The organism is Enterococcus sp. R12 (genome assembly GCF_058135755.1).
Genome location: NZ_CM176874.1, coordinates 2,402,523 through 2,425,904, shown reverse-complemented (window position 1 = coordinate 2,425,904; position 23,382 = coordinate 2,402,523). Strand labels below are relative to the sequence as shown.

Here is a 23,382-nt window from a genome sequence, read left to right as displayed (position 1 = left end):
GGGGCTGCTTTTTTCAGTCTTTATTTTGTTTTAGAAACAGCGGTTTTGCGCTGTAAGAACCGCGACTTAGGTCTTAAGTAGGTAAAGCCTTCACCTTCGACTTCATGGACATTGATGACAGAAACAAACGCTTGCGGATCAAAGTCATGAACGATGCGCTTGACTTCAGAAATCTCCCGCCCGCTGACCACCATATAAATGATTTGTTTCGACACTCTTGAGTAAGCCCCTTCGCCCTGTAAAAACGTGACGCCTCGTTCTAATTCATCCATTAAAACAGGAGCCATCTCTTCGCTGTGATTGCTGATCACTAAGATCCCTTTGGCTGAATAGCCGCCATCTAGGATCGAATCGATCACGCGCGTGAAGACATAAGAAAAAATCAAGGTATACATCATGCGGTTCAAATCTATATAAGTCAAAGAAAGCAACAGGACGAACACATCAAAGATCAAAAGCGAACGACCGATCGTCACCCCAAAGTTTTTCTCTAAAATACGTGCCAATACATCGACTCCGCCAGTCGTTCCCCCGACCTTGTAGACGATCCCACTACCGATCCCTGCAATCAAACCAGCCAAGAGCGCAACGATCAGCAGATCGTGCTGCAGATCGATCAACAGGGGAACACTCTGCCAAAATGCCAACCAAAAAGACAAACCAAAAGTTCCTAAAATCGTATACACTAATGAGCGTCGACCAAGAATTTTGCCACCGATCAAAATGATCGGAATATTTAAGATCAGTGTACTGATGGCAGGATTGATTCCCCATAAGGCTCGCAGGATCAAGGTGATCCCCGTCACACCGCCTTCTGCTAAGTCATTTGGGATATTTAGATAGACTAGACCGAAGCCATAGATACTTGTACCAAAAATAATCAAAACAATATCGCGAATCGTTCGCCATGAAAAAAATGCCCGCATCCTGTTTCCTCCGTTATTCAACTTCCACAAGTATCAATGTAGCACGAAATCATTGAATGCACAACAAATCCTGAAGGGGGCTCTATCTAGGCAGGCAGCCATTCTTTTGGTAAGATAAACGAGAAAGGGTGGAGAAAATGACAGAAAAACGTTCTTTGGCATCGATGCAAGAAGAAGTCGATGCGTATATTCAGCAATTCAAAACTGGCTATTTCAGCCCCCTCGCCCAAATGGCTCGTTTGACCGAAGAAGTCGGCGAATTGGCGCGAGAAGTGAATCACTATTACGGGGAAAAAAATAAAAAAAGCGATGAAGTTGAAAAAACAGTGGCAGAAGAGCTCGGTGATGTACTCTTTGTGACGATGATCATGGCCAATTCACTAGACATCGACCTGACTGAAGTGTTTGAGGAAAATATGGCAAAATTCAATCAGCGGGATGCGTATCGTTTTGAAAGAAAAGATGGGAAAGTAAATGAAACTGACTAAACTACCAAAAGAATTTGCAGAAGCTGCACCGCTTTTAAAAAAAATCGAAGCCGCAGGCTATGAAGCATACTTTGTCGGCGGCAGCGTGCGAGACACGATCTTAGGCCAGCCGATTCATGATGTCGATATTGCTACCAGTGCATTTCCAGCCGAAATCAAGGCGCTTTTTCCTCGAACCATTGACATTGGCATCGAGCATGGGACGGTGTTGGTTTTGTGGGAGCAGGCGCAGTATGAGATCACTACGTTTCGAACGGAAGCAGCCTATCAAGATTACCGCAGACCCGACAAAGTGGATTTTGTCCGTTCCCTGAAAGAAGATCTAAAACGGCGGGACTTTACCATCAATGCGTTGGCACTTCAAGAAGATGGTGTCATCATTGATCTTTTCGATGGTCTGGCAGATATCGATAATCAAATCTTACGAGCAGTGGGTCACCCCCAGGAACGTTTCCATGAGGACGCCCTACGAATGATGCGGGGGCTGCGTTTTGTCAGTCAATTGGGCTTTGTTTTAGAAACAGAAACATTGGCTGCTATCCATGCGAATCATGCCTTGTTGGGAAAAATCTCTGTTGAACGGATCATGATTGAATTCGTGAAATTGCTGTTAGGCAATCATCGGAACCAAGCACTACGGGCGCTAGTAGAAACCGAATGCTATATCTATTGCCCAGGCTTGCGGGAATACGGTGAGGCGTTACTGCGGATGGCAGACCTGCCAGCGATCCCATTAGAAAACGAAACGGCGGCCTGGGTTTTGCTCATTGACCAAATGGGTTTAGCGACAGAGGCAGTCCGCAGCTTTTTAAAAGCTTGGAAATGTTCCAATGACTGCATCCGCCAAGTACACACGGCTTATCAAGCACTGCTCGCGCGTCGAAACGGCGAATGGAATGACCTAGTGTTGTATCAGTTCGGTCTAGAAGCAACCTGTTTAGCCGAAGGATTATTGCGTTATGACAATCAGCCCAACGATCCAGCAAAAATCAGTCAGCGCTATCAGCAGCTGCCGATCCATTCACTGAAGGAGTTGGCGATCAATGGACGTGATTTACTGCAAACGATCGATCGTTCTTCTGGTCCGTGGCTCAAAGAAGTCTTGACCGCTGCCGAAGCTGCAGTCATCACACGAAAAATCCCTAATGAAAAAGAAGCACTATTAGCGTTTGTCCAAGCGTATTTAGCAAAGGAGGGATAACTGAAGAATGGAAAGCAAAAAAGAATTTATCGTGGGACAGCAAGACACTGCGGCTGTTTTGGGTTCTGGAGGATTAGACGTTTTAGCAACCCCGCGATTGGTAGCAATGGTGGAAAACACCTGTTGGGAAGCCCTTGAGCCTACTTTAGATAAAGGGTTTACTACCGTCGGTACAAAGTTTTCGATCAATCATTTGAAACCTTCACCAGTTGGAGCGACGATCACAGTTCTTGTGCAGTGGGAAAAAGAACAGGGGCTCCAATTTCATTATCAGGTAATAGACGCGAAACAACAGATCATTGCCACTGGGACGCATCAACGAGCAGCAGTGGAAATCTCTCGGTTCATGAAAAAAGTCAACGAAAAACAAAGTTAATTTGTGTCCCGATGGCGACTATGTGTTAGAATTAAAGTGTATTACTAATAAAAAGGAGCGTTTTGTCATGGCTAGAGAAATGAAAGCTTTAAAATTTTATTTCCGTAATGGAGAAACATGGACGATTGAGCGCCGTTACATCGGTGACTTGTGGATCAAACAAATCACGACCAGTTTTGGCCGCATCCACGGAAGCGAATTTGTTGAGATTCATCCATGTGCTGGGTTCAAAATTGAAATCTTCCAAGAAGGCGATCATGTGGCAACGCATGACATCAACTTAGGTGGGCTTGAATTAGGGATGTTTGCCCGTGCGTTGAAATATGAAGATATCGAACGGATGGAAATTCTTTACCGTAACGGTACACCGGATCTTGTGTATTTCCCATATAAGGACAAAGATACGGAAGGATTGGATAACGTATACCAATCAACAAAAATCAGTGAGAAAACGAAGAGCCTTTATATCGTGATCGACCCGAACCAGACAGTCGATGATGTTTATAAAGAACATTTCGAAGAATAAAAAAAACGCAGAACCAGCTGGTTCTGCGTTTTTTTTAGAATGATTCTTGGAACATATCCGTATACTTTTTTAATAAAAGATAATCTTCGGCATATTCATCTTTTAAAACGATCGTATCGCCAAAGAAACTCTTACGCGCATGTTGGATGATACGATGCTGAATATCTTTTTCTAAAAGGTAATCGATCTCAGACTGTTTCAGGTTTTGTGCAGCAGTCGCCCGATTCTTTTCTAAATATTGCAGCAAATCGTACTCAAGGTGTCCCGCACCGTTGATGACTCGTTTGTATTCGATTTTGTCAATTTTCATCTGCTCACACTCCTTGCTATTAAAGTACCTTAGAAAAGAACAAAGGGGGAGGTGGGCGAATCGAAATTACATAAATCTTTAAAAAATGGACCGTTTGTTAATGTTATCTTAAGATTTGTCAGCAAAAAGGAAAGAAAAACGAATCAAGTGCCAGTATTTTTCGAACCATCAGCAAACGATTCTTTTTCCTTTTGCTGATGGACGGGTCCTATATTAGCGATCCCATCTAGACCACCGGCATGTCCGCCGACTAATTTGCTGCGAGCAATGGCGCGAGCGCCTTCCATTCGGCTTGTGGCATGAACGATCGAAGTGAAGCCATATTTCTCACGAATCTTATCGATGATCAAATCTAATTTACGCTGGCGCAACTGCGTTTCTGCTTGCTCAAAAAGATCCAGCTGGACATTTTCTGTATAAACCAATTTTGAATAGGTAATACCAATGTGGCGAACGACTTGCCCCGTATAAAATTTTCGAAAGAGAAACAGGCAATGAGCCACAAGTTTGCGAGTATTGTCAGTTGGCGGGATCTTCATTTGTCGGGAAAAACCAGAGGCAGTTTCACCAAAGGCTACGCCGATGTAAACATTGATACAAGCGGTCTGACAATGATGACGGCGAATCCGAGCGGCAACTTGCTCCGCCATTTCCTTGATGACGATCTCGATTTCTTCTTGTAAATAATAATTGCGATGTAGGACTTGGCTATTGCCGTAGCTTTTTTCCATCACTTGTGGTGTCGGTTCAGATAAAATCGTGCGATCAATGCCATGGGCGTGATGATAGAGCTGCTCGCCAATGATCCCCATGCGACTGCGTAAAAGATCAGGACTGGCGTGAGCCAATTGCTCGATCGTTTCAATCCCCATCATGTGAAGTCGTTTTTCTGTACGCCGACCGATCCCCCAGAACTCTGTCATAGGGGCGATCTGCCAAACTTTTGTCGGTACATCGTCATAGGTCCATTCAGCGATCAAGGAACGATTGTGTTTCGATTCGTTATCTAAAGCCAGTTTTGCTAACAATGGATTATCGCCAATGCCGATGGTGACATACAATTTCGTTGTTTCGTAAATGTCTTTTTGAATTTGCTGGGCAATCAACCAACGTTTTTCTTCGCGAGAGATCGTTTTATCGGGAATGAAAAGATCCAGTGTACGGGTCAGATCCATCATCGTTTCGTCGATCGAATAGAGCAGCAAGTCGTCTTGTCCAACATATTTGCGAAAGACATTATTGACTTTGGTGTTTTCTTTGATATAAAAACTCATACGCGGCGATGCTTTGTACAAATCGGGATGTGTCGGCAGGTTGTCATTGCGAGTCACATTTGAAATCCCCAATACCGATTTTGCCTTTGGGGAAGCTGCTAAGACTAAGCCGTTACCAGTATTGTCAGAATGTGACATGACGACCAGCATCGCTTGGATAGGATCTAATCCGCGAGAGATGCATTCGACAGAAGCATAAAAACTTTTGACATCGATAAATAAGATATCGCGTTTTGGCTCGAGCGCATAATTAAAACCACCCATTTTTATCACTCCTTACCGAAATTATACGAACGTTTGTTCTTTTTTGTCAAGCGAACAGGAGCGGATGAGGGGGATTTGTTTTTTTATAGAGAAGTTATTTTTGTTTTATAATGATGGGAAACGTTGGTTTATAAGGAATACATTCATTTCAGATTATCAGAATTCGATTGGACATACATACGGGGTTTTGTCTTTTTACCCGAAAAACGGATAAAAAAACAGCCGCTCCATTGGACCGACTGTCGTAGCTTAAATCAATTTTCGGCAGGTAGGGTTGCAAACAAACTTAAGAGATTGCCGTCTATATCTTTGACAATGGCATAGCGTTGCCCCCAAAAGGCAGACCAAGGTTCTTTGAAAGACTGATACTCGGCAGCAACGACTTTTGCATGAAGGGCATCAACTTCTTCAGGAGAATCACATAAAAAGGCTAATTCAATCGTATCACCCACAGTCATTGGTGCATGTCCGTAGATCCCAGCAACCATCTGGCGGCTATTCAAGGAGATGCGAACCCCGTCGTTTGCTAATTCCATATAATCTTCTGAGTGCTGACCTAATGGCGTGAAGCCAAGTACTTGATAAAAAGCCAGTGCCTGTTCCATGTTTTTTGTGATAATACCGACCATATCTAGTTTCATTGTTTTCTTCCTTTCATGTGGGCGTTCTTTACATAACAGTCAATGCAGTTGCTAGCAATGAAGATCACCTCGTTTTTGTCAGACGGTAATGGTGCAACCGTTCAGCCAACGTACCAGTATGCAATTCAAATAAATGGTTGTCATCGTCATAAAAATAAATAGAAGCACCTTCGCCTTTGCTGCGGGAACGATCTTTTTCGATCTTCAATCCTAGTCCTTGGATGCGCGTAATCAAGGAATCGATTTGAGCTTGATCGATTTTAAAGGCAATATGGTTATACGTTTTTGGCAACTTCTGGGAGGCATCCTCCATAACAGCAAGCCATAAGCCATCGATCAAAAAGAATTTTTCTGGGAAGTAAGAATGGGCCTGGTCCTGACTATCATAAACTTCCTCTGCATCAAACAATGTTTCCAGCATCGTTGTCGTCTTTGCTAAATTCTGTACGATCAACGTGATATGGGAAATCTCCATCGCATCAACACTCCTTTGTTATGACGAAATAGGGGAAAGAGAAACAATCAGTATCAAAAGAAGCATTATGTTAGTGATTGTGAAATACCAAGAGGAAGAGCAGAACATAAAACAGTGCATCTGTTACGCAAGGAATAAGTTTCTTCGTGTATTTTGTCCAAAAGAAGACATTTATTAAGAAGAGGACAATCACCGTCGGTAGGCTAAAGGTCCAAGCAGGGTGTTTGATGAAAATGAAAAGCATATTTCCAATAAGAGCAAAAAGAAAAGCGCCATAAAACAGACGATAGTTACTAGGTAGATACGTAAAATTGCCAAGCATGGGTTCACCTCCTATAGGCAGTATAGCATGAAAGGGTCGATCGGAGATCAAAGTATACAGAAAAGATGGCAACGGGAGAGAGCGGCTTCATATTATGGTTATTGCCAAAATCATCTCGCGCATAATCGCGGGAGAGATACTGCAAAAAATTTCGGAAAATAAAGCTGCCGCTTAATCGCCCCTGAAATCTTTGTTGCTGCTCATGCGTTCTCCTGATGCTTATTCAAAAAAGCAGCAATACATTCACTAAGTGAATTTGGCTACTGCCTGCTCTTTTTTATGATGGACAAAGAGAGACAATAAAACGATGAAAAGAATAGTTACTCGAGGTGTTCCAGGCGAAGCTTTTCTGAGCAATTTAGGCAAAGGATCGGCGCGTTTATCAGTGCTAATTCTTTTCTGGGTTTTAGTTGGTAAGCAGAAGCTTTCGGCGGAAACGGCCATTTTGTCCAAACAACTTCCCCTGTGTCGATCACTTTTTTGCAATGGTTGCAACGAAACTCTTTTCCTTCTTTGTTAAACATTTAATTTCTCCTTTTTTCTATACATTATACATTAAAATTTATTTTTGTGACTTTACAAAGAATTGGCTTAAAAGTCCAAAGAAGAGAAGTCAAGAAGCAGCTAAAACAAAGAGTAATCAAGGAGACGATGCAATTACTATCTAAGTTTGAAAGAACAAGGGCTAATAGAAGGGGAGTTCCATTCAAAACCATCACCTCAAAGCTAGTTTTTACAAAAAAAGAAGTTCGCAAACGCCTTGGTTATCAGCGTTTGCGAACTTCTTAAATAGCATTATTTTGTTTCGCGGTGTAAAGTAACTTTTCTTTCACGTGGGCAATATTTTTTCTTTTCCAAACGATCAGGATTGTTACGTTTGTTTTTGTTGGATAAGTAGTTGCGTTCTTTACAAGAAGTGCACTCTAATGTGATGTTTACGCGCATGATTTTCCCCCCTAACGATACAAGAATCCTCTAAGAAATCTCTCAGACTAAAATATAATAGCATGTTTCGTGAGGGAATGCTAGCTTTTTCCTGAAATTTGTTAAGTAGTTTTACTTGACGAATTTCTTGAAACGCATTAGTCCAATTTGCTCTGGATATCTTCGATCATTTTGGTGTAGGCGATCGGACCGTTGTAGAGCCAGCTTGATTCAGGGCCGAATTCCCATAAATGATTGTTTTTGACTGCATCAAGATTTTGCCAGACTTGTTCACTGAAAAAATCAGCGCCTTTATCACTATTCACTAAAATCAGGTAATCGGCATCCAATTCTGCTAATTTTTCCAGAGAAACGGCAGACCAATCAGCAGTGGCACTTTCACTGATTTCCGAAACCAGTGCGGGAACTTCGAACCCGAGTTCGTGATACAGCAGCTGACCGCTTGATTTTGTTTCTGAAACCATGAAGACAGAGTTATTGACCACCCATAAAACAGCGATCGACTTGCCTTGGATTTGATCAGCGTACGTTTCCTTGGTAGCAGCGACTAAGTCATCATAATCAGCTTCTACTTGGGCAGCTTGCTCTTCTTTGTGTAACACCTTTGCGATATCTGTCAGACGTTCCCGCCAAGTCACGTCCTCGCCATTTGTGACCACATAGGTCGGCGCGATTTTACTGTATTGATCATATTTGTCGCCTTCCACCATGGAATTGCTATCCATCAGAAGCAGGTCTGGCTCAAAGCTCAAGACATCTTCAAAGGGCAGATCGTAGTTGATCCTTGGAACCTCCGCCAGTTTGTCTTGCAAGTATGCTTGATCACTGTCATTGCCGACGGTCCATTGAGCAACCGGTGTTACCCCTAAAGCGACCAAATAATCTTCCAAATAACTACCAATCACCCGCTGTGGGTTTTCGGGAACAGTGACTTCATTTCCCATCGCATCGGTAAAGGTTGTTGCTATTTCTGAAGAAGTAGTGGCTGATCCACTGCTATCCGTTGAGTCATTATTCGTGCTGCAAGCACCCAGTAGGGTAAGGGAGCAGGCAGCTAGCAGGGTAAGCCAAGTACTTCTTTTTGACCATTGTTTCATAGAAACACTTCCTCCTTTGTTACATGTTGAGCACTTATTGTTTTAATTGAGAATAGTTCTCATTTGCTGATAGCTATTATCACGAAGAAATGCGCCTTTGTCAATCTTATTTTTTTATTTCCTTTTTTTAGAACTATTGACGAATAGTAGGATTACATTCATAATTGATAAGCATTATCAATCATTTATTTTGGGGACGAATATGGCGAAATTACGAACAGTTGACTTGAGTGTCGGCTATCAAAAACAAAAAATTGTGCAAAATCTAACAATTGAGATGCCAGAAGGGAAAATCATCGGCTTAATCGGTCCGAACGGCAGTGGGAAATCGACGTTTTTAAAGGCACTTGCCCGAATTTTACAGCCATTGTCTGGTGAGGTTCTCTTAGATGCACAAAACCTGCAAAACATCAAAACCAAAGAAGTGGCGAAAAAGATTGCGCTGCTCTCACAAGTTAGCGATTCATCGATTGGCTTGACGATTCGCGAAATTGTTTCTTATGGTCGTTTTCCCTATCAAAAAGGACTAAATAGTTTATCGGAACAAGATCTTGCGGCGATCGAATGGTCTTTGCAGGCAACGGGTTTGACGGCACTAGCAGATGAAACGATCAGCACGCTGTCAGGGGGACAAAAACAGCGCGTTTGGATCGCCATGGCACTGGCGCAAGATACGGATATCGTGATTTTAGATGAACCAACGACCTTTTTAGATCCAGCGCATCAATTAGAAATTTTGCTCTTATTACAGCAAATCAATAAAACCTACGGAAAAACGATCATTATGTCGATTCATGACCTGAATCATGCCTCACGTTTTTCTGATTATATTTATGCATTAAAAGGTGGAGAACTGTTGGTCTCTGGTACACCAGAAACAGTGCTGACCAAAGAGTGGCTGCAGCGTTTGTTTGAGATCGACGCCATGTTAGGAACCTTTCCTAATAGCACAAAGCCATTGGTCTTGACCTATGAGTTAGGAGCCCAAGCATGAAAAAGTTTTCTTGGTTGCTGCTGCTTTTTAGCTGCTGCTTTATTATCTGTTTCTTTTTGGCGATCACCCAAGGCGCTGCAGACCTTTCCTTTGAAACGATCTGGCATGCTATTTTTGCTTTTGACTATGAGAATCAGCTGCATCAAGTCTTGCGCAATATTCGATTGCCCCGTGTGTTGGCTGCTTTTCTAGTAGGAAGTTGTTTTGCTGTTACGGGTGCTATCATGCAGGGAATTACGAAAAACGCTCTGGCAGATGGCGGTCTTTTAGGTGTCAACAGTGGGGCTGCGATGGGATTAGCGATCGCATTTATCCTATTTCCTAGTATTCAACCGAGTCAAGCGGCGCTATTTTCGTTTTTTGGTGCCTTTGCGGCAACTGCGCTGCTTTTTTTATTGACTCGCTATGCCAAATTGGGTATGTCACCTACAGGTTTGATTTTGGCTGGTGTGGCACTAAGTTCTTTTTTCTCAGCCATCAGTCAGACCCTGTCACTGCAATTTGATTTAAATCAAGAGCTAGCCTTTTGGTTTATCGGTGGTGCCGCAAATGTGACTTGGCAGCAGCTGCGTTTTGTGGGCCCCATCTATCTGATTGCCATCGTTTTTGTGCTACGTCTAGGAAAAGCGTTGAATCTGTTAGCGCTAGGAGATGACACCGTCATTTCATTAGGCAAGCACCCGCATCTGATTCGGGCATCTGCCTTACTGTTAGTCGTAGTTTTGGCGGGAATGGCAGTTTCGCTTGTTGGACCGGTCAGTTTTGTCGGCTTAATGGTTCCTCATGTCGTGCGGGGAATGGTGGGCAAAAACTATCAACTGATTTTGCCTTTGACGATCCTTGGAGGGGGAACACTGGTGATGGCCGCTGATCTGGCTGGCCGCCTGATCAATCCGCCCTTTGAGACACCCTTTGGGATACTGATGGCATTGATTGGTGTGCCTTTTCTATTGATCAAGATACGGAGGGAAGGCTGATGAAAAAAACACTCTCTGTTTTTTTCCTACTGCTGATGGTCGCTTTTTTAGGAAGTGTCATGGTGGGAAAAACAATTTTATCCTTTCAGGCATTAGGGGCAATCTTTCAAGGAACGGCATCTTCGAGTCAAGTACTGACTTTTACTGAGTTTCGACTACCACGGGCTTGTCTAGCGCTGATCGCTGGTGGTGCCTTTGGTTTTTCTGGGTTTGTCTTGCAAGGAGTAACGAGAAATGAGTTGGCTGATGCAAGTATCGTAGGAATCAACAATGGGGCAGGGCTCTTTGTGATGATCTACTTAGGTTTTTATACCCAAGGATCTCAGCTTTTGCCTGTCGTTGGGATCATCGGTGGTTTATTAGCTGCTGTACTGGTCTATTTGATTGCCTATAAGCACCGCCAATTGTTATCGATGGAGCGAGTACTGCTGGCGGGAATCGCCGTCAATGCAGGGCTGGCGGCGGCTACCTTACTCTTTACGGTGGAATTATCAAAAGACCGCTATCGCTTTGTAACAGCGTGGCTTTCTGGTTCGATTTGGGGAACTTCTTGGCAGCAAATCACCAGTCTGCTTCCTTGGGTCATCGTATTGTCTGCCGCAGCTTTCTGGACCGTACCAAGGCTTAACTTACTTGGCTTTGGCGAGGAGCAGGCAATTAGCTTAGGGGTTTCTTTGACCCGTTTGCGGACGTGGTTTTTAGTGATCGCGGTTGGTTTAGCTGCCAGTACGGTTGGCTATACTGGTAATTTAGCCTTTGTGGGTTTATTGGCGCCTCATATCGCTAAGGGACTCATCGGCAGAGAATCTCGCAGTGCCTTTTTCTTAGCGGGAATGATCGGCAGTCTGCTAGTCTTAGTCAGTGATACGATCGGTCGTTTGCTATTGACAAGCGGCGAGATCCCAGCTGGTATCATCATTTCTATCGTAGGGGCACCATACTTTGTCTTTTTGCTGATCCGACGTAAAGAAGGATGAGCAACTAGTCATGATCTTGTCAAGAAAAATGCGATTCTAGTTTGCTATTTGGACACAGTTTTTGGTACTATTTCTGAGAGGAGTGATCCAATGGAAAAACCAGTCATTAGAGAGCACATGATCCAAACATTAAAACAAATGCCAATCAAACAAAAGCAGCAGAAAGAAACGCTGATTTTGCAGTTGCTGTTTTCTTCTCAGATTTGGCAAACAGCTGAGTCAGTAGGTGTGATCCGTTCGTTGCCATTTGAATTTGATACAGCGGCTATTTTTGCTAAAGGATTTGAACAAAACAAACGAATCGCAGTGCCGAAAGCACAACAGAAAAAATTGCAGTTTTATCATGTGGAGCCGACAACGCGTTATGAAGCGTCGGCATTTGGAGTTGAAGAGCCGATCAGTGAGCAAGAAGCCCATCACTTGGATTTGCTGATTGTTCCCGGTTTGGCGTTTTCTAAAAACGGCTATCGCATCGGCTTTGGCGGTGGCTATTATGATCGTTTCTTGTCAGCTTTCGATGGCAAGACCGTTTCTTTGGTCTTCGGAGAGCAATTCAACGATCAATGGACACCAGATGTATTCGACATCCCAATCGATAAAATCTATACGGATTCTCTTATTCGCACGTAAAGGAGCATGTCAATGAATTCTCAAATGAAAAGATGGCTGAATCAGCCGGTCTTCACGTATCTGTTTTTAGCTATCCAAACAATTGTGTTTATCTTAGGTTATTTTAGTCCCTCTATTCAATCAGGCGGGGTGATGTTTGGTCCGTTTGTCGTTTATTTAAATGAATATTGGCGTTTCGTTACCCCGATCTTTCTACATTTCGGTTTGGCTCATTTTGCGATCAATTCTGTGATTCTGTATTATATGGGGCAGCAAGTAGAAGCCATCTATGGTCATAGCCGTTTTTTTACCTTGTATTTGCTAAGCGGCATCATGGGCAATACCATGAGTTTTGCCTTCAACCAAATAGGGGTTCAATCAGCAGGCGCGAGTACTTCTTTATTCGGACTTTTCGGGGCATTTTTGATTTTAGGTTGGCATTTTAGAAATGATTACCGCATCCAAGCAATGGTACGGCAATTTGCCCTATTCGTTGGATTGAACCTGGTTTTTGGGGTGTTTGATCAAACGATCGATATGTGGGGACACATTGGGGGGATCCTCGGTGGGTTATTGTTAGGGAATCTTTTGGCATTGCCAAAGAACTATGGAAAATATTCGATCCACACCAGAATCCTCTCTGGCGTACTCTTTGTTTTCTTATTGGCTATTTTTGTGATATATGGTTTTAAAAAATATTAATTACTTGTATAATAAGCAGGAAGTGGTTAAATGGAAACGTTATATGACGTACAACAATTACTGAAACAATTTGGTGTTTACGTATATGTCGGCAAGCGGATCTACGATATAGAACTGATGCAAATCGAGCTGAAAAACTTTTATGACAGTCGCTTGATAGATCGGGATGTATATCTGACTGCCCGGCGAATTCTTACGCGGGAGCATCGAATTGAAGAAAGCCGGGAGGAAAACAAGTGATGGACAAAAAAATCATCGGAATTGATTTAGGCGGAACAACGGTGAAATTCGCTATTTTAACGAGCGAAGGCGAGATTCAGCAAAAATGGAGTATTGACACCAATATTCTTGATGAAGGCTCACATATCGTGCCAGAAATCGTGGCATCGATCAATCATCGCCTAGAATTATATGGCTTACAGCCAGAAGCATTTATCGGTATTGGTATGGGGACACCAGGAAGTGTCGATCGTGACAAAGGAACCGTCATCGGTGCCTACAATCTGAACTGGAAAACACTTCAGCCAGTCAAAGAACTGATTGAAAAAGGCACAAAAATCCCCTTTGCCATCGATAACGATGCCAATGTAGCAGCTTTAGGTGAGCGCTGGAAAGGGGCAGGGGATAACAATCCTGATGTCATCTTTATCACACTAGGTACAGGTGTTGGCGGTGGTATCATCATGGAAGGGCAATTGCTTCATGGGGTTGCGGGTTGTGCTGGAGAAATCGGTCATATCACTGTTGATCCTGAAGGGTTTGAATGTACTTGCGGCAAACGTGGTTGTTTAGAAACGGTTTCTAGTGCGACGGGTGTTGTGCGAGTTGCTCGACAGTTGGCAGAAGAATATGCTGGCGATTCGGCATTGAAACAGCAGCTGGACAATGGGGAAGATGTTTCAAGTAAAGATATTTTTGAAGCGGCTCAAGCAAACGATCCATTTGGCTTGATGGTCGTTGATAAAGTGTGCTTCTACCTTGGGTTGGCATGCGGAAATTTAGGAAACACATTAAATCCATCAAGTATCGTTTTAGGTGGAGGCGTATCAGCAGCCGGTGAATTTTTACGTGAACGGGTTGCTGCCTACTTTGCTCAGTTTACCTTCCCACAGGTAACGGAAAGTACCGAAATCAAATTGGCAGAACTTGGGAATGATGCCGGTGTGATCGGGGCAGCATCATTAGCTTTGCAATTTGCAGCAAAAGCTTAGATGCCAAGCTGCTAGGCAATGATACATTCAAGCAGCATAAATCAAAAAAAGAATGATTGTTACAATAGAGAGGAATAGAAGAAATGACACCAATTATGTGGCTAAACTTGGTTTTGGGATTAATCATCTTAGCAATCGCTTTGAACTGGGCGTATTTTCAAATCATGGGACGCCGTTCAGCAACGATCATCTCAGAAGATGAATTCAAAGCAGGAATGAAGAAAGCCCAAGTGATCGATGTTCGGGAAAAAAATGAGTTTGACAGTGGACATATTTTAGGAGCGCGTAATATTCCCTTTACTGTTTTAACCAATTCCTTCAGCGCATTTCGTAAAGATCAACCGATCTACTTATATGACACGCGTAAATCGTTGAGTATTCGCGCAGCGAATAAATTACGTAAAGAAGGCTTTACCAATGTCTATATCCTAAAAGAAGGATATGAAGGCTGGAGCGGCAAGACGAAAAAGAAAAATAGTTTATAAAACAGAGAACTCAAGGCAAAAGAACACAAGCAAATTTGAATGAGTGACGAAACACCAAACGGAGTGTTTCAAGTAAGTCATTGTTCAATTTACATTGTGGGCTTTTGCCTTTATTTGAACTTAGGTCTATCAATAAGGAGAGTGTGCGTTGATCAAGCGAAAAAGAATTTATGAAGCGGCGGAAACGACAGATGGCTATCGGGTATTGGTGGATCGCATCTGGCCTAGAGGGATGAAAAAGGAAACAGCTCAGATCGATCTATGGCTCAAAGCAGTCGCACCAAGTACTGAATTGCGCAAATGGTTTGGGCATGATCCTGAACGTTTTGATGCGTTTAAAGACCGCTATCTACAAGAATTAGAGAAAGCGCCCGCTAAAGATGCCTTGGCACAGTTAAACGCGTTGGTTGCTGAACAAGAGACCGTGACCTTACTATACGGAGCGAAAAATGAAGAACAAAATCAAGCCGTGATTTTGCAGGACTTACTGGAGAAGGAAGAATGATACCTAAAAGAGCCGCCAGCCTATTGAAGGCTGACGGCTCTTTTGTAGCAAATGATTAACGGGCAACGCTTTTACGCATCGCACGTTTCCGTTTTTCATCATGATCCGCTTGTTGTTCATCAATTGGATCAATCACTTGTTTCTTGACCGTCATAACAACACTTGCAGCTGCAGCAACCGTTGCGACTGTTCCTACTAAAAATCCTGAAAGAAATCGTTTCATCATTAAACACCTCGCCTTTAGTTATAGGTTCATTATGAATGAAAACGGAAAAAATATCAAAAAAAATCACTTTTGGGATTGAAAACGCTTGAAATAATTTAGTAAATATTTTACAATAAGTTTACTAAAAAGAAAGTGGGAGTGAGAGAAATGGAGCAATTGCAACAGATATTTATTGATAAATTTGGAACAGAAGGCACAGGCATGTATTTTGCACCAGGGAGAATCAACTTGATCGGTGAACACACGGATTACAATGGCGGTTATGTTTTCCCGGCGGCGATCACATTAGGGACGTATGCAGTAGCGCGAAAACGTGAAGACCAGTTGATCCAACTCTATTCAGAGAACTTTCCAGAAAAAGGCGTGATCTCCTTTTCGTTAGATGAGCTGGATTACCGAAAAGAAGATGATTGGACAAACTATCCGAAAGGAGTCGTTCGTTTCCTAAAAGAAGCGGGGCAAGTGATCAATCGCGGCTTTGACATCGCTTTTTATGGCAACATTCCGAATGGCGCAGGTCTTTCTTCTTCGGCATCGATTGAATTGCTGACGGGGGTTTGTCTAAAAGATCTCTTTGATTTAACCCTGACGACCTTGGACTTAGTTAAAATCGGCAAAAAAGTCGAAAATGAGTTTATTGGCGTTAACTCAGGGATCATGGATCAATTTGCGATCGGAATGGGTCAAAAAGACCATGCACTGCTTTTAGATACGAACACGTTAAATTATGAAGTCGTACCAGCGGCATTTGGCGATTATGTCGTAGCGATCATGAATACCAATAAGCGACGCGAATTGGCTGATTCTAAATACAATGAACGACGTGCAGAATGTGAAGAAGCATTGGCTCGTTTGCAAAAATCATTAGCCATTGATTCATTGGGCGCATTAGACGAAGCAACCTTTTTTGCAAATACAGCATTGATCGATGATCCACGCTTGATCAAACGGGCGAAACATGCGGTGACGGAAAACCAACGGACATTGAAAGCAAAAGCTGCTTTGACTGCTGGTGATCTTGAAGAATTCGGCCAGTTATTAAATGCCTCCCATGCCTCATTGCGAGATGATTATGAAGTGACAGGGCATGAACTAGATACACTAGTCGCAGCCGCTCAAGCGCACCCTGCTGTTCTAGGTGCGCGGATGACTGGTGCGGGCTTTGGCGGTTGCGGGATCGCATTGGTCAAAGCAAGTGAATGGTCTGATTTCGAAGCGTCAGTCAGAGCAGCCTATTTAGCAGGAATCGGCTACGCAACCGACATTTATCAAGCAAGTATTGATGATGGTGCACGAAAACTGTAGAATAAGAAACGATGAAGGAATGAAGAAAGAAGGCTGAAAATATGGCGATTTTAGTATTAGGAGGAGCCGGCTATATCGGTTCTCATGCAGTCGATCAATTGATCGAACAAGGAAAACAAGTCGTTGTCGTTGACAATTTGCTGACAGGACATCGCCAAGCGATCCATCCAGCAGCAACCTTTTATGAAGGAGATATTCGCGACAAAGCATTTTTACAATCGGTATTTGAAAAAGAAACGATTGATGGCGTGATTCACTTTGCTGCCAGCTCTTTGGTGGGAGAATCTGTGGAAAAACCATTGAAGTATTTCAACAATAATGTGTATGGGATGCAGGTCCTCTTAGAAGTGATGAAGGAACATCAAGTGAAACATATCGTCTTTTCCTCTACAGCAGCAACTTATGGGGAACCTGACCATAGTCCAATCACGGAAGAAACCCCAACAAATCCTAAAAATCCATATGGCGAAAGCAAGTTGATCATGGAAAAAATGATGCGTTGGTGCGATGAAGCTTATGGAATGAAGTATGTCGCATTGCGTTATTTCAATGTGGCTGGCGCGAAGTCGGATGCTTCGATTGGTGAAGACCATGATCCAGAAACACACTTAGTACCGATCATCTTGCAAGCTGCTTTAGGACAACGTAAAGAGGTAGCGATTTTTGGGGAGGATTACGATACTCCAGATGGTACTTGTGTTCGCGATTATGTCCATGTCGAAGATCTGATCGCTGCTCACCTGTTGGCATTAGAATATTTACAAAAAGGCAATGAGAGCAATGTCTTCAATCTAGGCAGCAATCATGGGTACTCTGTGAAAGAAATGGTGGAAGCTGCTCGCAATGTAACGAAAAAAGAGATCCCAGCCAGAGTGGCGCCTCGCCGTGCCGGTGATCCAAGTACCTTAGTGGCATCGAGTGAAAAAGCACGAAAGGTTTTAGGCTGGAAACCAGTCTATACCGACGTCGAAGCAATCATCGAGACTGCTTGGAATTGGCATGTCAGCCATCCAAATGGGTATCAAGGGCAGGAGGAATAACCAATGACGATCAGCCAAACAATCAGCGATTTCGTCACTTTAGCAATCAAGGCTGGCGGCTGGATGGAAATGGATCGTATTTATTTGCAAAACCGAGTACTAGCCATGATCGGGGAAGCTGTTTTTGAGCCCAGCGAAACTCGTTCTGTCGATCGTTCCTCCATTGATTTGATGGACGAGCTGGTGGCATGCGCTTTGAGCAATCAGCAAATTGGCGATTCTCACGCAGAAAGAGAAATCTTTGAAGCACAGTTGATGGACTTTTTGACGCCACCGCCTTCAGTAGTCAATGCTTTTTTTGCGCAGCATTATGCCAATGATCCTAAAGAAGCGACGGATTATTTCTTTGAGCTGTGCCGTCAAAATGATTACATCAAGACTCGGGCCATCGCAAAGAATATCGTGTTCCCAGTTGATACCGAATATGGGGAGATCGAGATCACGATCAATTTATCAAAACCTGAAAAAGATCCCAAGCAAATAGCGAAAGAAGGAGCTGCTGCTTCTGTAGATTATCCGAAATGCATGTTGTGTTTGGAAAATGAAGGCTACCAAGGACGAGTCAATTATCCAGCGCGGACCAATCATCGGATCATCCGCATGAATTTGAATAATGAAGCATGGGGCTTTCAATATTCGCCCTATGCCTACTACAATGAGCATTCGATTTTTCTCTCTTTAGACCATCGTCCTATGAAAATCAATTTGCAAACCTTCGCTCGCTTGTTGCAGATCATTGAAGTGATGCCGCATTATTTTGTCGGGTCCAATGCCGATCTGCCGATCGTTGGGGGTTCGATCTTGTCTCATGACCATTATCAAGGAGGACGGCACACGTTTGCCATGGCAAAAGCGCCGATCGAGCAACGCTTTTCTTTAACTGGTTTTCCTGATGTCGCTGCGGGGATCGTGAAGTGGCCAATGTCGGTGATACGACTACAAGCGAAAAACAAACAAAAATTAGCCGCCGCTTGCCAATATGTGTTAGCCCAATGGCAACAGTACTCAGATCCAAGTGTTTCGATCAATGCCTTTTCAGAAGATGGAACGCCTCATCATACGGTGACACCGATCGCACGCAAGCAAGGAGAGCTGTTTGAAATGGACTTAGTCTTGCGGGATAATAATGTTTCCAAAGAACATCCTGACGGCATTTTTCATCCGCATCAAGAAGTGCAGCATATTAAAAAAGAAAATATCGGATTGATTGAAGTCATGGGCTTGGCAGTTCTCCCGCCGCGTTTAGCTCCGGAACTAGAAGAAGTGACTGCTTATCTATTGGATCAGCCCAATCAGATCGCGGCATACCATATTCCTTGGGCAGATGCGATCAAAGCCCAGCACCCAGAATGCAATGCCGAAAACGTGTCGCAGATTTTACGTAATGCATTAGGGGAAGTCTTTACACAAGTATTGACGCATGCAGGCGTCTTCAAGCGAGACCAGACAGGGCAAGCGGCCTTTGCTCGCTTTATAGCTACTTTATAAAAAAGTTCCCCGCAAAAAAAGGAGGCTGGAAGATGGCAACGATTAAAGATATTGCACAACAGGCTGGCGTCTCGCCAGCCACTGTATCACGGGTGCTGAATTACGATTCAGAATTATCGGTCAGTTCTGAAACCAAAGAGAAAATTTTTAAAGCCGCAGAAGCACTCAATTACACAAAACATAAAAAAAAGAGTCAGCCAGAAACCAGTAGTATGCGCTTGATCCAATGGTTTGATACCGAGGAAGAATTAGCGGATCTTTACTATTTAGCGATCCGTATCGGGATTGAAAACAAAACCGAAGAATTAGGGATTCGTTTGCTGAAAGAACCCTACGAAGGATTGACTGATACCGCAGTCGATGGAACGATTGCACTAGGAAAATTCGATGATCACCAGATTCGACAATTGAAAAAAAGCCAAGCCAATTTGTTGATGGTCGATTTTGACGCATTGGCTCAGGGCGTCAATTCTCTGGTAGTTGACTTTCAACAAGCGGTGGATTTAGTGATCGATGACTTTATTGCAAAAGGCCACCAAAGGATCGGCTTGTTATCAGGCGTTGAGTTTACCAAGGATCATCACCAAGAAATCGAAGACCCTCGGCGCAGGATTTTTGAGGAACGGCTCCGTCGGTTGAAGCTACACCACCCGCAATATCACCTCAGCGCACCGTTTACAGTAGAGGGCGGTTATGAGGCGATGAAAGAGTATTTGCAACAAAACAAAGAGTTGCCAAGTGCTTTATTTGCTTCCAGTGATGCCTTAGCGATTGGCGCTATGCGTGCTTTGCAAGAAAAAAACATCAAGATTCCTGAGGAGATCGCAATTATCGGCTTCAACGATGTCAGTGTTGCAAAGTACGTCTTTCCGACGCTGTCAACCATCAAAGTTCATACGGAATGGCTGGGGGAGCTGGCAGTGACGACCTTGCTGGATATCATTACGAATGCAGCACCCGTTCCTCGCAAAGTTACGATCGCAACGGAGCTGATCACGCGTCAATCCTCCTAGCAACCAGTTGAATCCCGAAGGATGTCGTTACACACGTCAACTGAGTTTTAATGGAATAACAAAAAAATGACTATCGTCTTACCCGAACCTTTAAACAGCCTCGTCGGTTTGCAGCTGCAGCCGTGCTTGCTTTTTTCAAAGGTTCGGGTATTGTTGTCCTATTGCTTTTTTTCTAAACGCAGGCATCTTTTTGGAGACTTGGTTGGGCATTTGATTAGAATATGGTAGAATATGAGAGAGTTTTTTGAATGGGGAGAAGATAGATGAAAACATTAGCGATTGATACCTCAAACCAAACGCTGGCGGTTGCGGTGGCCGATGGTCAAGAAGTGTTGGGACAAAGCCAGACGATGGCGATCAAAAACCACAGCACAGCATTGATGCCTGCCATTGATGGATTGATGCAAGCGGTGGGGATAGCACCTAAAGAGCTGGAGCAAATCGTTGTTGCGAAAGGTCCTGGTTCGTATACAGGTTTGCGAATCGGCGTCACAACAGCAAAAACGCTGGCGCAAACATTGAACATCCCGCTGATTGGTGTTTCTAGTTTGAAAGCAGTCGCTGCCAATTGTGTGGGCGTATCGCAAGTGATCGTGCCGTTGTTTGACGCTCGCCGTCAAAATGTCTACGCAGGTGCCTACCAATGGCATAATGGGACCTTAGAAACAAGGATCAAAGACCAGCATATCTCACTGTCTGAATTATTGGCCCAGCTAAAAGCAGTCGACAGTCAAGATGTCCTATTTGTCGGCGCCGATACCATCAAATTTAAAGACATGATCGAGGCGGAACTGCCGACAGCCCATATCAATCAAGTGTCTTTATGGAATTACCCGAATGGCGTTGTTTTAGCTGCTATTGCGAAAGAAGAAGCGCCGGTCGCTTCGATCCATGATTTTGTACCAGACTATTTAAAATTAGTTGAAGCCGAAGAAAAATGGTTAGCCTCGCATGAACCGGGAGTGGATGCCTATGTTGAAAAAATTTAAAACGATGACGGGAAAGCTGGCTCTTTTCCGTCAGATTCAATACCCAGAGCGTAAAAAAGAGATACGAGGGGAAACGTACGTTGTTCGTGAATTAGTCGGAGATGACATTAAAGAGCTGCTGCAGGTGGAGCGTCTCGTGTATGCGGGGGAACTGCCTTGGACCAAGAGCGCCTTTTTGTCAGAGCTTTATTCACGGGTCAAACATCTTTATTTGGGCATCTTGCATAATGAGCGGATGATTGGGTTTATCGGGGTGCGGATTTTAGGCGCTGATGCCCATATCACCAATATCGCGATCATTCCTGATTATCAAGGGAAAGGGATCGGTTCTTTCTTGCTAGGAGAAATCGAACGTTATGCAAGGAAAAACAAATGCGACCGTTTGACATTAGAAGTTCGCCTGGGCAATCGTGATGCGCAACGTTTGTATCGGACCCTCGGGTTTGTTTCACAGGCGATCAAAACGGCGTACTACACCGAAGGCAATGAAGACGCATTGGATATGGTGAAATTTTTAAATGACTAACGAACAAGCAGATCAAACGATCCCGACACCGCAAATGCTCTGGTCATTGGCAGATCAGAGCTATCCCTTTGGCTCGCCTTGGAATGTGCAGCAATTTCAACAAGATTTGCAAAACAGCAACAGTCGCTATTTGTTCCGTTATGGAAAAACCAATCAAGAGCTGATTGGGTTTCTCTGTTTTCAGCAAGTGCTGGATGAAGCAGAGTTGTTTAATGTAGCGGTTTTACCAGCGTATCAAGGTCGTGGTTTGGCGAAAGAATTGTTGAAGCAAATGGAATCGCTCGTGGAACAAACCGATGGTCGGCGCATCTATCTTGAAGTGCGTGTGTCGAATTTGCAAGCACAAGCTCTTTATTTACGTATGGGCTATACAGTCATCGGTCGTAGAAAAAAATATTACAGTCATCCAGAAGAGGATGCGTTGATTATGGAAAAGAAAGTAGGCGGACAAAAATCAAATGAATGAATTGATTTTAGCCATTGAAAGCAGTTGTGATGAAACCAGTGTGGCAGTGATTAAAAACGGCGACACCATTTTAAGTAACATTGTTGCTTCGCAGATCAAGAGCCACCAGCGCTTCGGCGGTGTCGTACCAGAAGTCGCTAGTCGTCACCATGTCGAACAGATTACTTTATGTATTGAAGAAGCATTGACACAGGCCGACACCCAACCTGAAGAGTTGTCAGCTGTTGCTGTTACCTATGGTCCAGGGTTGGTTGGGGCACTGTTGATTGGGCTGTCTGCAGCAAAAGCCTTTGCCTGGGCCCACAGCTTACCGCTGATTCCGGTCAATCACATGGCAGGACATATTTATGCAGCTCGCCTAGTGAAGCCATTGGTTTTTCCTTTAATGGCGTTATTGGTCAGTGGTGGCCACACCGAATTGGTGTATATGGCAGAAGATGGCTCTTTTGAGATCATCGGTGAAACGAGAGATGATGCCGCTGGTGAAGCCTATGACAAAGTCGGTCGTGTTCTAGGTTTGCCTTATCCTAGTGGGAAAGAAATTGATCGCCTGGCGCATCTAGGCAGTGATACGTATCACTTTCCTCGAGCAATGATACAAGAAGATAATTTTGATTTTAGTTTCAGCGGCTTAAAGAGTTCCTTTATCAATTTTGTGCATAATGCACAGCAAAGAGAGGAAGCTTTGTCAGTAGAAAATCTAGCAGCTAGTTTCCAAGCCAGCGTTGTCGAAGTCTTGGTTCACAAAACGTTGCGGGCGTGCCAAGCTTATCCTGTAAACCAGCTGATCGTTGCTGGGGGAGTCGCGGCGAATCAAGGCTTGCGTGACGCTTTACAAAAAGCGATGCAGGAATTGCCGGAAGTGGAATTGTTGATTCCACCGTTGCGTCTTTGCGGAGATAATGCGGCCATGATTGGAGCTTATGCCCATGTTGCGTTGAAAAAGCAACGCTTAGCAGATCTTTCATTGAATGCTGATCCAAGTGTCAGCTTTGCCCATACGATTTCTTAAGATGATTGCACC

General features: G+C 43.7%; 30 protein-coding genes. 21 read left to right on the top strand and 9 right to left on the bottom strand.

Features of this window, described 5'->3' with window-relative positions; all coding sequences use genetic code 11:
• Positions 1-20: 20 nt before the first annotated feature.
• Positions 21-926, bottom strand: coding sequence for a YitT family protein (locus ACTW1R_RS11185; RefSeq protein ID WP_010749295.1), 906 nt, complete (start codon positions 924-926; stop codon positions 21-23).
• Between the two features lie 137 nt (positions 927-1,063).
• Here ACTW1R_RS11185 and ACTW1R_RS11180 point away from each other — a divergent pair, with 137 nt between their 5' ends.
• The 4 genes from ACTW1R_RS11180 to ACTW1R_RS11165 all read left to right on the top strand — a co-directional run bounded on the left by ACTW1R_RS11180 (position 1,064) and on the right by ACTW1R_RS11165 (position 3,517).
• Positions 1,064-1,414, top strand: a complete 351-nt coding sequence (locus ACTW1R_RS11180) for a nucleotide pyrophosphohydrolase (protein ID WP_005231912.1) — start codon at positions 1,064-1,066, stop codon at positions 1,412-1,414.
• On the top strand, positions 1,401-2,615 hold the full coding sequence (locus ACTW1R_RS11175; protein ID WP_128488665.1) for a CCA tRNA nucleotidyltransferase: 1,215 nt from the start codon (positions 1,401-1,403) through the stop codon (positions 2,613-2,615). The genes ACTW1R_RS11180 and ACTW1R_RS11175 overlap by 14 nt, the downstream gene beginning before the upstream one ends.
• 7 nt (positions 2,616-2,622) lie before the next feature.
• Positions 2,623-2,991: a thioesterase family protein gene (locus ACTW1R_RS11170; RefSeq protein WP_128488667.1), complete on the top strand. Its 369-nt coding sequence runs from the start codon at positions 2,623-2,625 to the stop codon at positions 2,989-2,991.
• Positions 2,992-3,058: 67 nt separating this feature from the next.
• Positions 3,059-3,517 carry a hypothetical protein gene (locus ACTW1R_RS11165; RefSeq protein WP_005229368.1) on the top strand — a complete coding sequence of 153 codons (459 nt, stop codon included), beginning with the start codon at positions 3,059-3,061 and terminating at the stop codon, positions 3,515-3,517.
• A gap of 34 nt (positions 3,518-3,551) precedes the next feature.
• Here ACTW1R_RS11165 and ACTW1R_RS11160 read toward each other — a convergent pair whose 3' ends face one another.
• The 7 genes from ACTW1R_RS11160 to ACTW1R_RS11130 form a co-directional block, all read right to left on the bottom strand.
• Positions 3,552-3,827: a hypothetical protein gene (locus ACTW1R_RS11160; RefSeq protein ID WP_005229370.1), complete on the bottom strand. Its 276-nt coding sequence runs from the start codon at positions 3,825-3,827 to the stop codon at positions 3,552-3,554.
• A 143-nt stretch (positions 3,828-3,970) separates the two neighbouring features.
• Positions 3,971-5,365: a Y-family DNA polymerase gene (locus ACTW1R_RS11155; RefSeq protein WP_271813296.1), complete on the bottom strand. Its 1,395-nt coding sequence runs from the start codon at positions 5,363-5,365 to the stop codon at positions 3,971-3,973.
• Between the two features lie 254 nt (positions 5,366-5,619).
• Complete coding sequence (locus ACTW1R_RS11150) at positions 5,620-6,006, bottom strand: VOC family protein (RefSeq protein ID WP_271813295.1); 387 nt, start codon at positions 6,004-6,006, stop codon at positions 5,620-5,622.
• A gap of 64 nt (positions 6,007-6,070) precedes the next feature.
• The gene (gene fosX, locus ACTW1R_RS11145; RefSeq protein ID WP_005229379.1) at positions 6,071-6,481 is read right to left on the bottom strand and encodes a FosX/FosE/FosI family fosfomycin resistance hydrolase; all 411 of its coding nucleotides are present in this window, start codon (positions 6,479-6,481) and stop codon (positions 6,071-6,073) included.
• Positions 6,482-7,123: 642 nt separating this feature from the next.
• Complete coding sequence (locus tag ACTW1R_RS11140) at positions 7,124-7,327, bottom strand: hypothetical protein (RefSeq protein ID WP_195961133.1); 204 nt, start codon at positions 7,325-7,327, stop codon at positions 7,124-7,126.
• Between the two features lie 271 nt (positions 7,328-7,598).
• Positions 7,599-7,748: a 50S ribosomal protein L33 gene (rpmG, locus tag ACTW1R_RS11135; RefSeq protein ID WP_005229384.1), complete on the bottom strand. Its 150-nt coding sequence runs from the start codon at positions 7,746-7,748 to the stop codon at positions 7,599-7,601.
• A 137-nt stretch (positions 7,749-7,885) separates the two neighbouring features.
• Positions 7,886-8,845 (bottom strand): ABC transporter substrate-binding protein, encoded by a 960-nt coding sequence (locus ACTW1R_RS11130; protein ID WP_015510061.1) that lies wholly within the window; start codon positions 8,843-8,845, stop codon positions 7,886-7,888.
• A 202-nt stretch (positions 8,846-9,047) separates the two neighbouring features.
• On the opposite strand from ACTW1R_RS11130, the gene ACTW1R_RS11125 reads away from it, so the two are divergent.
• The 9 genes from ACTW1R_RS11125 (at position 9,048) to ACTW1R_RS11085 (ending at position 15,305) form a co-directional block, all read left to right on the top strand.
• Positions 9,048-9,839 (top strand): ABC transporter ATP-binding protein, encoded by a 792-nt coding sequence (locus ACTW1R_RS11125; RefSeq protein ID WP_060792279.1) that lies wholly within the window; start codon positions 9,048-9,050, stop codon positions 9,837-9,839.
• On the top strand, positions 9,836-10,816 hold the full coding sequence (locus ACTW1R_RS11120) for a FecCD family ABC transporter permease (RefSeq protein WP_195961135.1): 981 nt from the start codon (positions 9,836-9,838) through the stop codon (positions 10,814-10,816). Before ACTW1R_RS11125 ends, ACTW1R_RS11120 begins: the two co-directional genes overlap by 4 nt.
• Positions 10,816-11,793 (top strand): FecCD family ABC transporter permease, encoded by a 978-nt coding sequence (locus ACTW1R_RS11115; protein ID WP_087627760.1) that lies wholly within the window; start codon positions 10,816-10,818, stop codon positions 11,791-11,793. Before ACTW1R_RS11120 ends, ACTW1R_RS11115 begins: the two co-directional genes overlap by 1 nt.
• 90 nt (positions 11,794-11,883) lie before the next feature.
• Positions 11,884-12,423 carry a 5-formyltetrahydrofolate cyclo-ligase gene (locus ACTW1R_RS11110; RefSeq protein ID WP_010749307.1) on the top strand — a complete coding sequence of 180 codons (540 nt, stop codon included), beginning with the start codon at positions 11,884-11,886 and terminating at the stop codon, positions 12,421-12,423.
• A 12-nt stretch (positions 12,424-12,435) separates the two neighbouring features.
• On the top strand, positions 12,436-13,104 hold the full coding sequence (locus ACTW1R_RS11105; protein WP_489927277.1) for a rhomboid family intramembrane serine protease: 669 nt from the start codon (positions 12,436-12,438) through the stop codon (positions 13,102-13,104).
• Between the two features lie 30 nt (positions 13,105-13,134).
• Positions 13,135-13,344: a YqgQ family protein gene (locus tag ACTW1R_RS11100; protein WP_005229394.1), complete on the top strand. Its 210-nt coding sequence runs from the start codon at positions 13,135-13,137 to the stop codon at positions 13,342-13,344.
• Positions 13,344-14,315 (top strand): ROK family glucokinase, encoded by a 972-nt coding sequence (locus tag ACTW1R_RS11095; protein WP_005229395.1) that lies wholly within the window; start codon positions 13,344-13,346, stop codon positions 14,313-14,315. The genes ACTW1R_RS11100 and ACTW1R_RS11095 overlap by 1 nt, the downstream gene beginning before the upstream one ends.
• Before the next feature lie 83 nt (positions 14,316-14,398).
• Positions 14,399-14,800 (top strand): rhodanese-like domain-containing protein, encoded by a 402-nt coding sequence (locus ACTW1R_RS11090; RefSeq protein WP_005229396.1) that lies wholly within the window; start codon positions 14,399-14,401, stop codon positions 14,798-14,800.
• Between the two features lie 148 nt (positions 14,801-14,948).
• On the top strand, positions 14,949-15,305 hold the full coding sequence (locus ACTW1R_RS11085) for a DUF488 domain-containing protein (protein ID WP_010749308.1): 357 nt from the start codon (positions 14,949-14,951) through the stop codon (positions 15,303-15,305).
• A gap of 55 nt (positions 15,306-15,360) precedes the next feature.
• On the opposite strand, the gene ACTW1R_RS11080 is transcribed toward ACTW1R_RS11085, so the two are convergent.
• Positions 15,361-15,528, bottom strand: coding sequence for a DUF3042 family protein (locus ACTW1R_RS11080; RefSeq protein WP_017144401.1), 168 nt, complete (start codon positions 15,526-15,528; stop codon positions 15,361-15,363).
• A gap of 150 nt (positions 15,529-15,678) precedes the next feature.
• Here ACTW1R_RS11080 and ACTW1R_RS11075 point away from each other — a divergent pair, with 150 nt between their 5' ends.
• The 8 genes from ACTW1R_RS11075 (at position 15,679) to tsaD (ending at position 23,370) form a co-directional block, all read left to right on the top strand.
• Positions 15,679-16,836 carry a galactokinase gene (locus ACTW1R_RS11075; protein WP_271813291.1) on the top strand — a complete coding sequence of 386 codons (1,158 nt, stop codon included), beginning with the start codon at positions 15,679-15,681 and terminating at the stop codon, positions 16,834-16,836.
• Positions 16,837-16,877: 41 nt separating this feature from the next.
• Positions 16,878-17,876, top strand: a complete 999-nt coding sequence (gene galE, locus ACTW1R_RS11070) for a UDP-glucose 4-epimerase GalE (RefSeq protein ID WP_005229400.1) — start codon at positions 16,878-16,880, stop codon at positions 17,874-17,876.
• A 3-nt stretch (positions 17,877-17,879) separates the two neighbouring features.
• Positions 17,880-19,364 (top strand): UDP-glucose--hexose-1-phosphate uridylyltransferase, encoded by a 1,485-nt coding sequence (gene galT / locus ACTW1R_RS11065; protein WP_271813289.1) that lies wholly within the window; start codon positions 17,880-17,882, stop codon positions 19,362-19,364.
• A 32-nt stretch (positions 19,365-19,396) separates the two neighbouring features.
• The gene (locus ACTW1R_RS11060) at positions 19,397-20,377 is read left to right on the top strand and encodes a LacI family DNA-binding transcriptional regulator (protein WP_005229404.1); all 981 of its coding nucleotides are present in this window, start codon (positions 19,397-19,399) and stop codon (positions 20,375-20,377) included.
• A gap of 263 nt (positions 20,378-20,640) precedes the next feature.
• On the top strand, positions 20,641-21,366 hold the full coding sequence (gene tsaB / locus ACTW1R_RS11055; protein ID WP_271813287.1) for a tRNA (adenosine(37)-N6)-threonylcarbamoyltransferase complex dimerization subunit type 1 TsaB: 726 nt from the start codon (positions 20,641-20,643) through the stop codon (positions 21,364-21,366).
• A complete protein-coding gene (rimI, locus tag ACTW1R_RS11050) occupies positions 21,350-21,892 on the top strand; it encodes a ribosomal protein S18-alanine N-acetyltransferase (protein WP_005237007.1) in 543 nt (180 codons plus the stop codon). The genes tsaB and rimI (ACTW1R_RS11050) overlap by 17 nt, the downstream gene beginning before the upstream one ends.
• Positions 21,885-22,358, top strand: coding sequence for a ribosomal protein S18-alanine N-acetyltransferase (gene rimI / locus ACTW1R_RS11045; RefSeq protein WP_005229417.1), 474 nt, complete (start codon positions 21,885-21,887; stop codon positions 22,356-22,358). The genes rimI (ACTW1R_RS11050) and rimI (ACTW1R_RS11045) overlap by 8 nt, the downstream gene beginning before the upstream one ends.
• Positions 22,351-23,370: a tRNA (adenosine(37)-N6)-threonylcarbamoyltransferase complex transferase subunit TsaD gene (gene tsaD, locus ACTW1R_RS11040; protein ID WP_015510054.1), complete on the top strand. Its 1,020-nt coding sequence runs from the start codon at positions 22,351-22,353 to the stop codon at positions 23,368-23,370. Before rimI (ACTW1R_RS11045) ends, tsaD begins: the two co-directional genes overlap by 8 nt.
• Positions 23,371-23,382 lie beyond the last annotated feature (12 nt).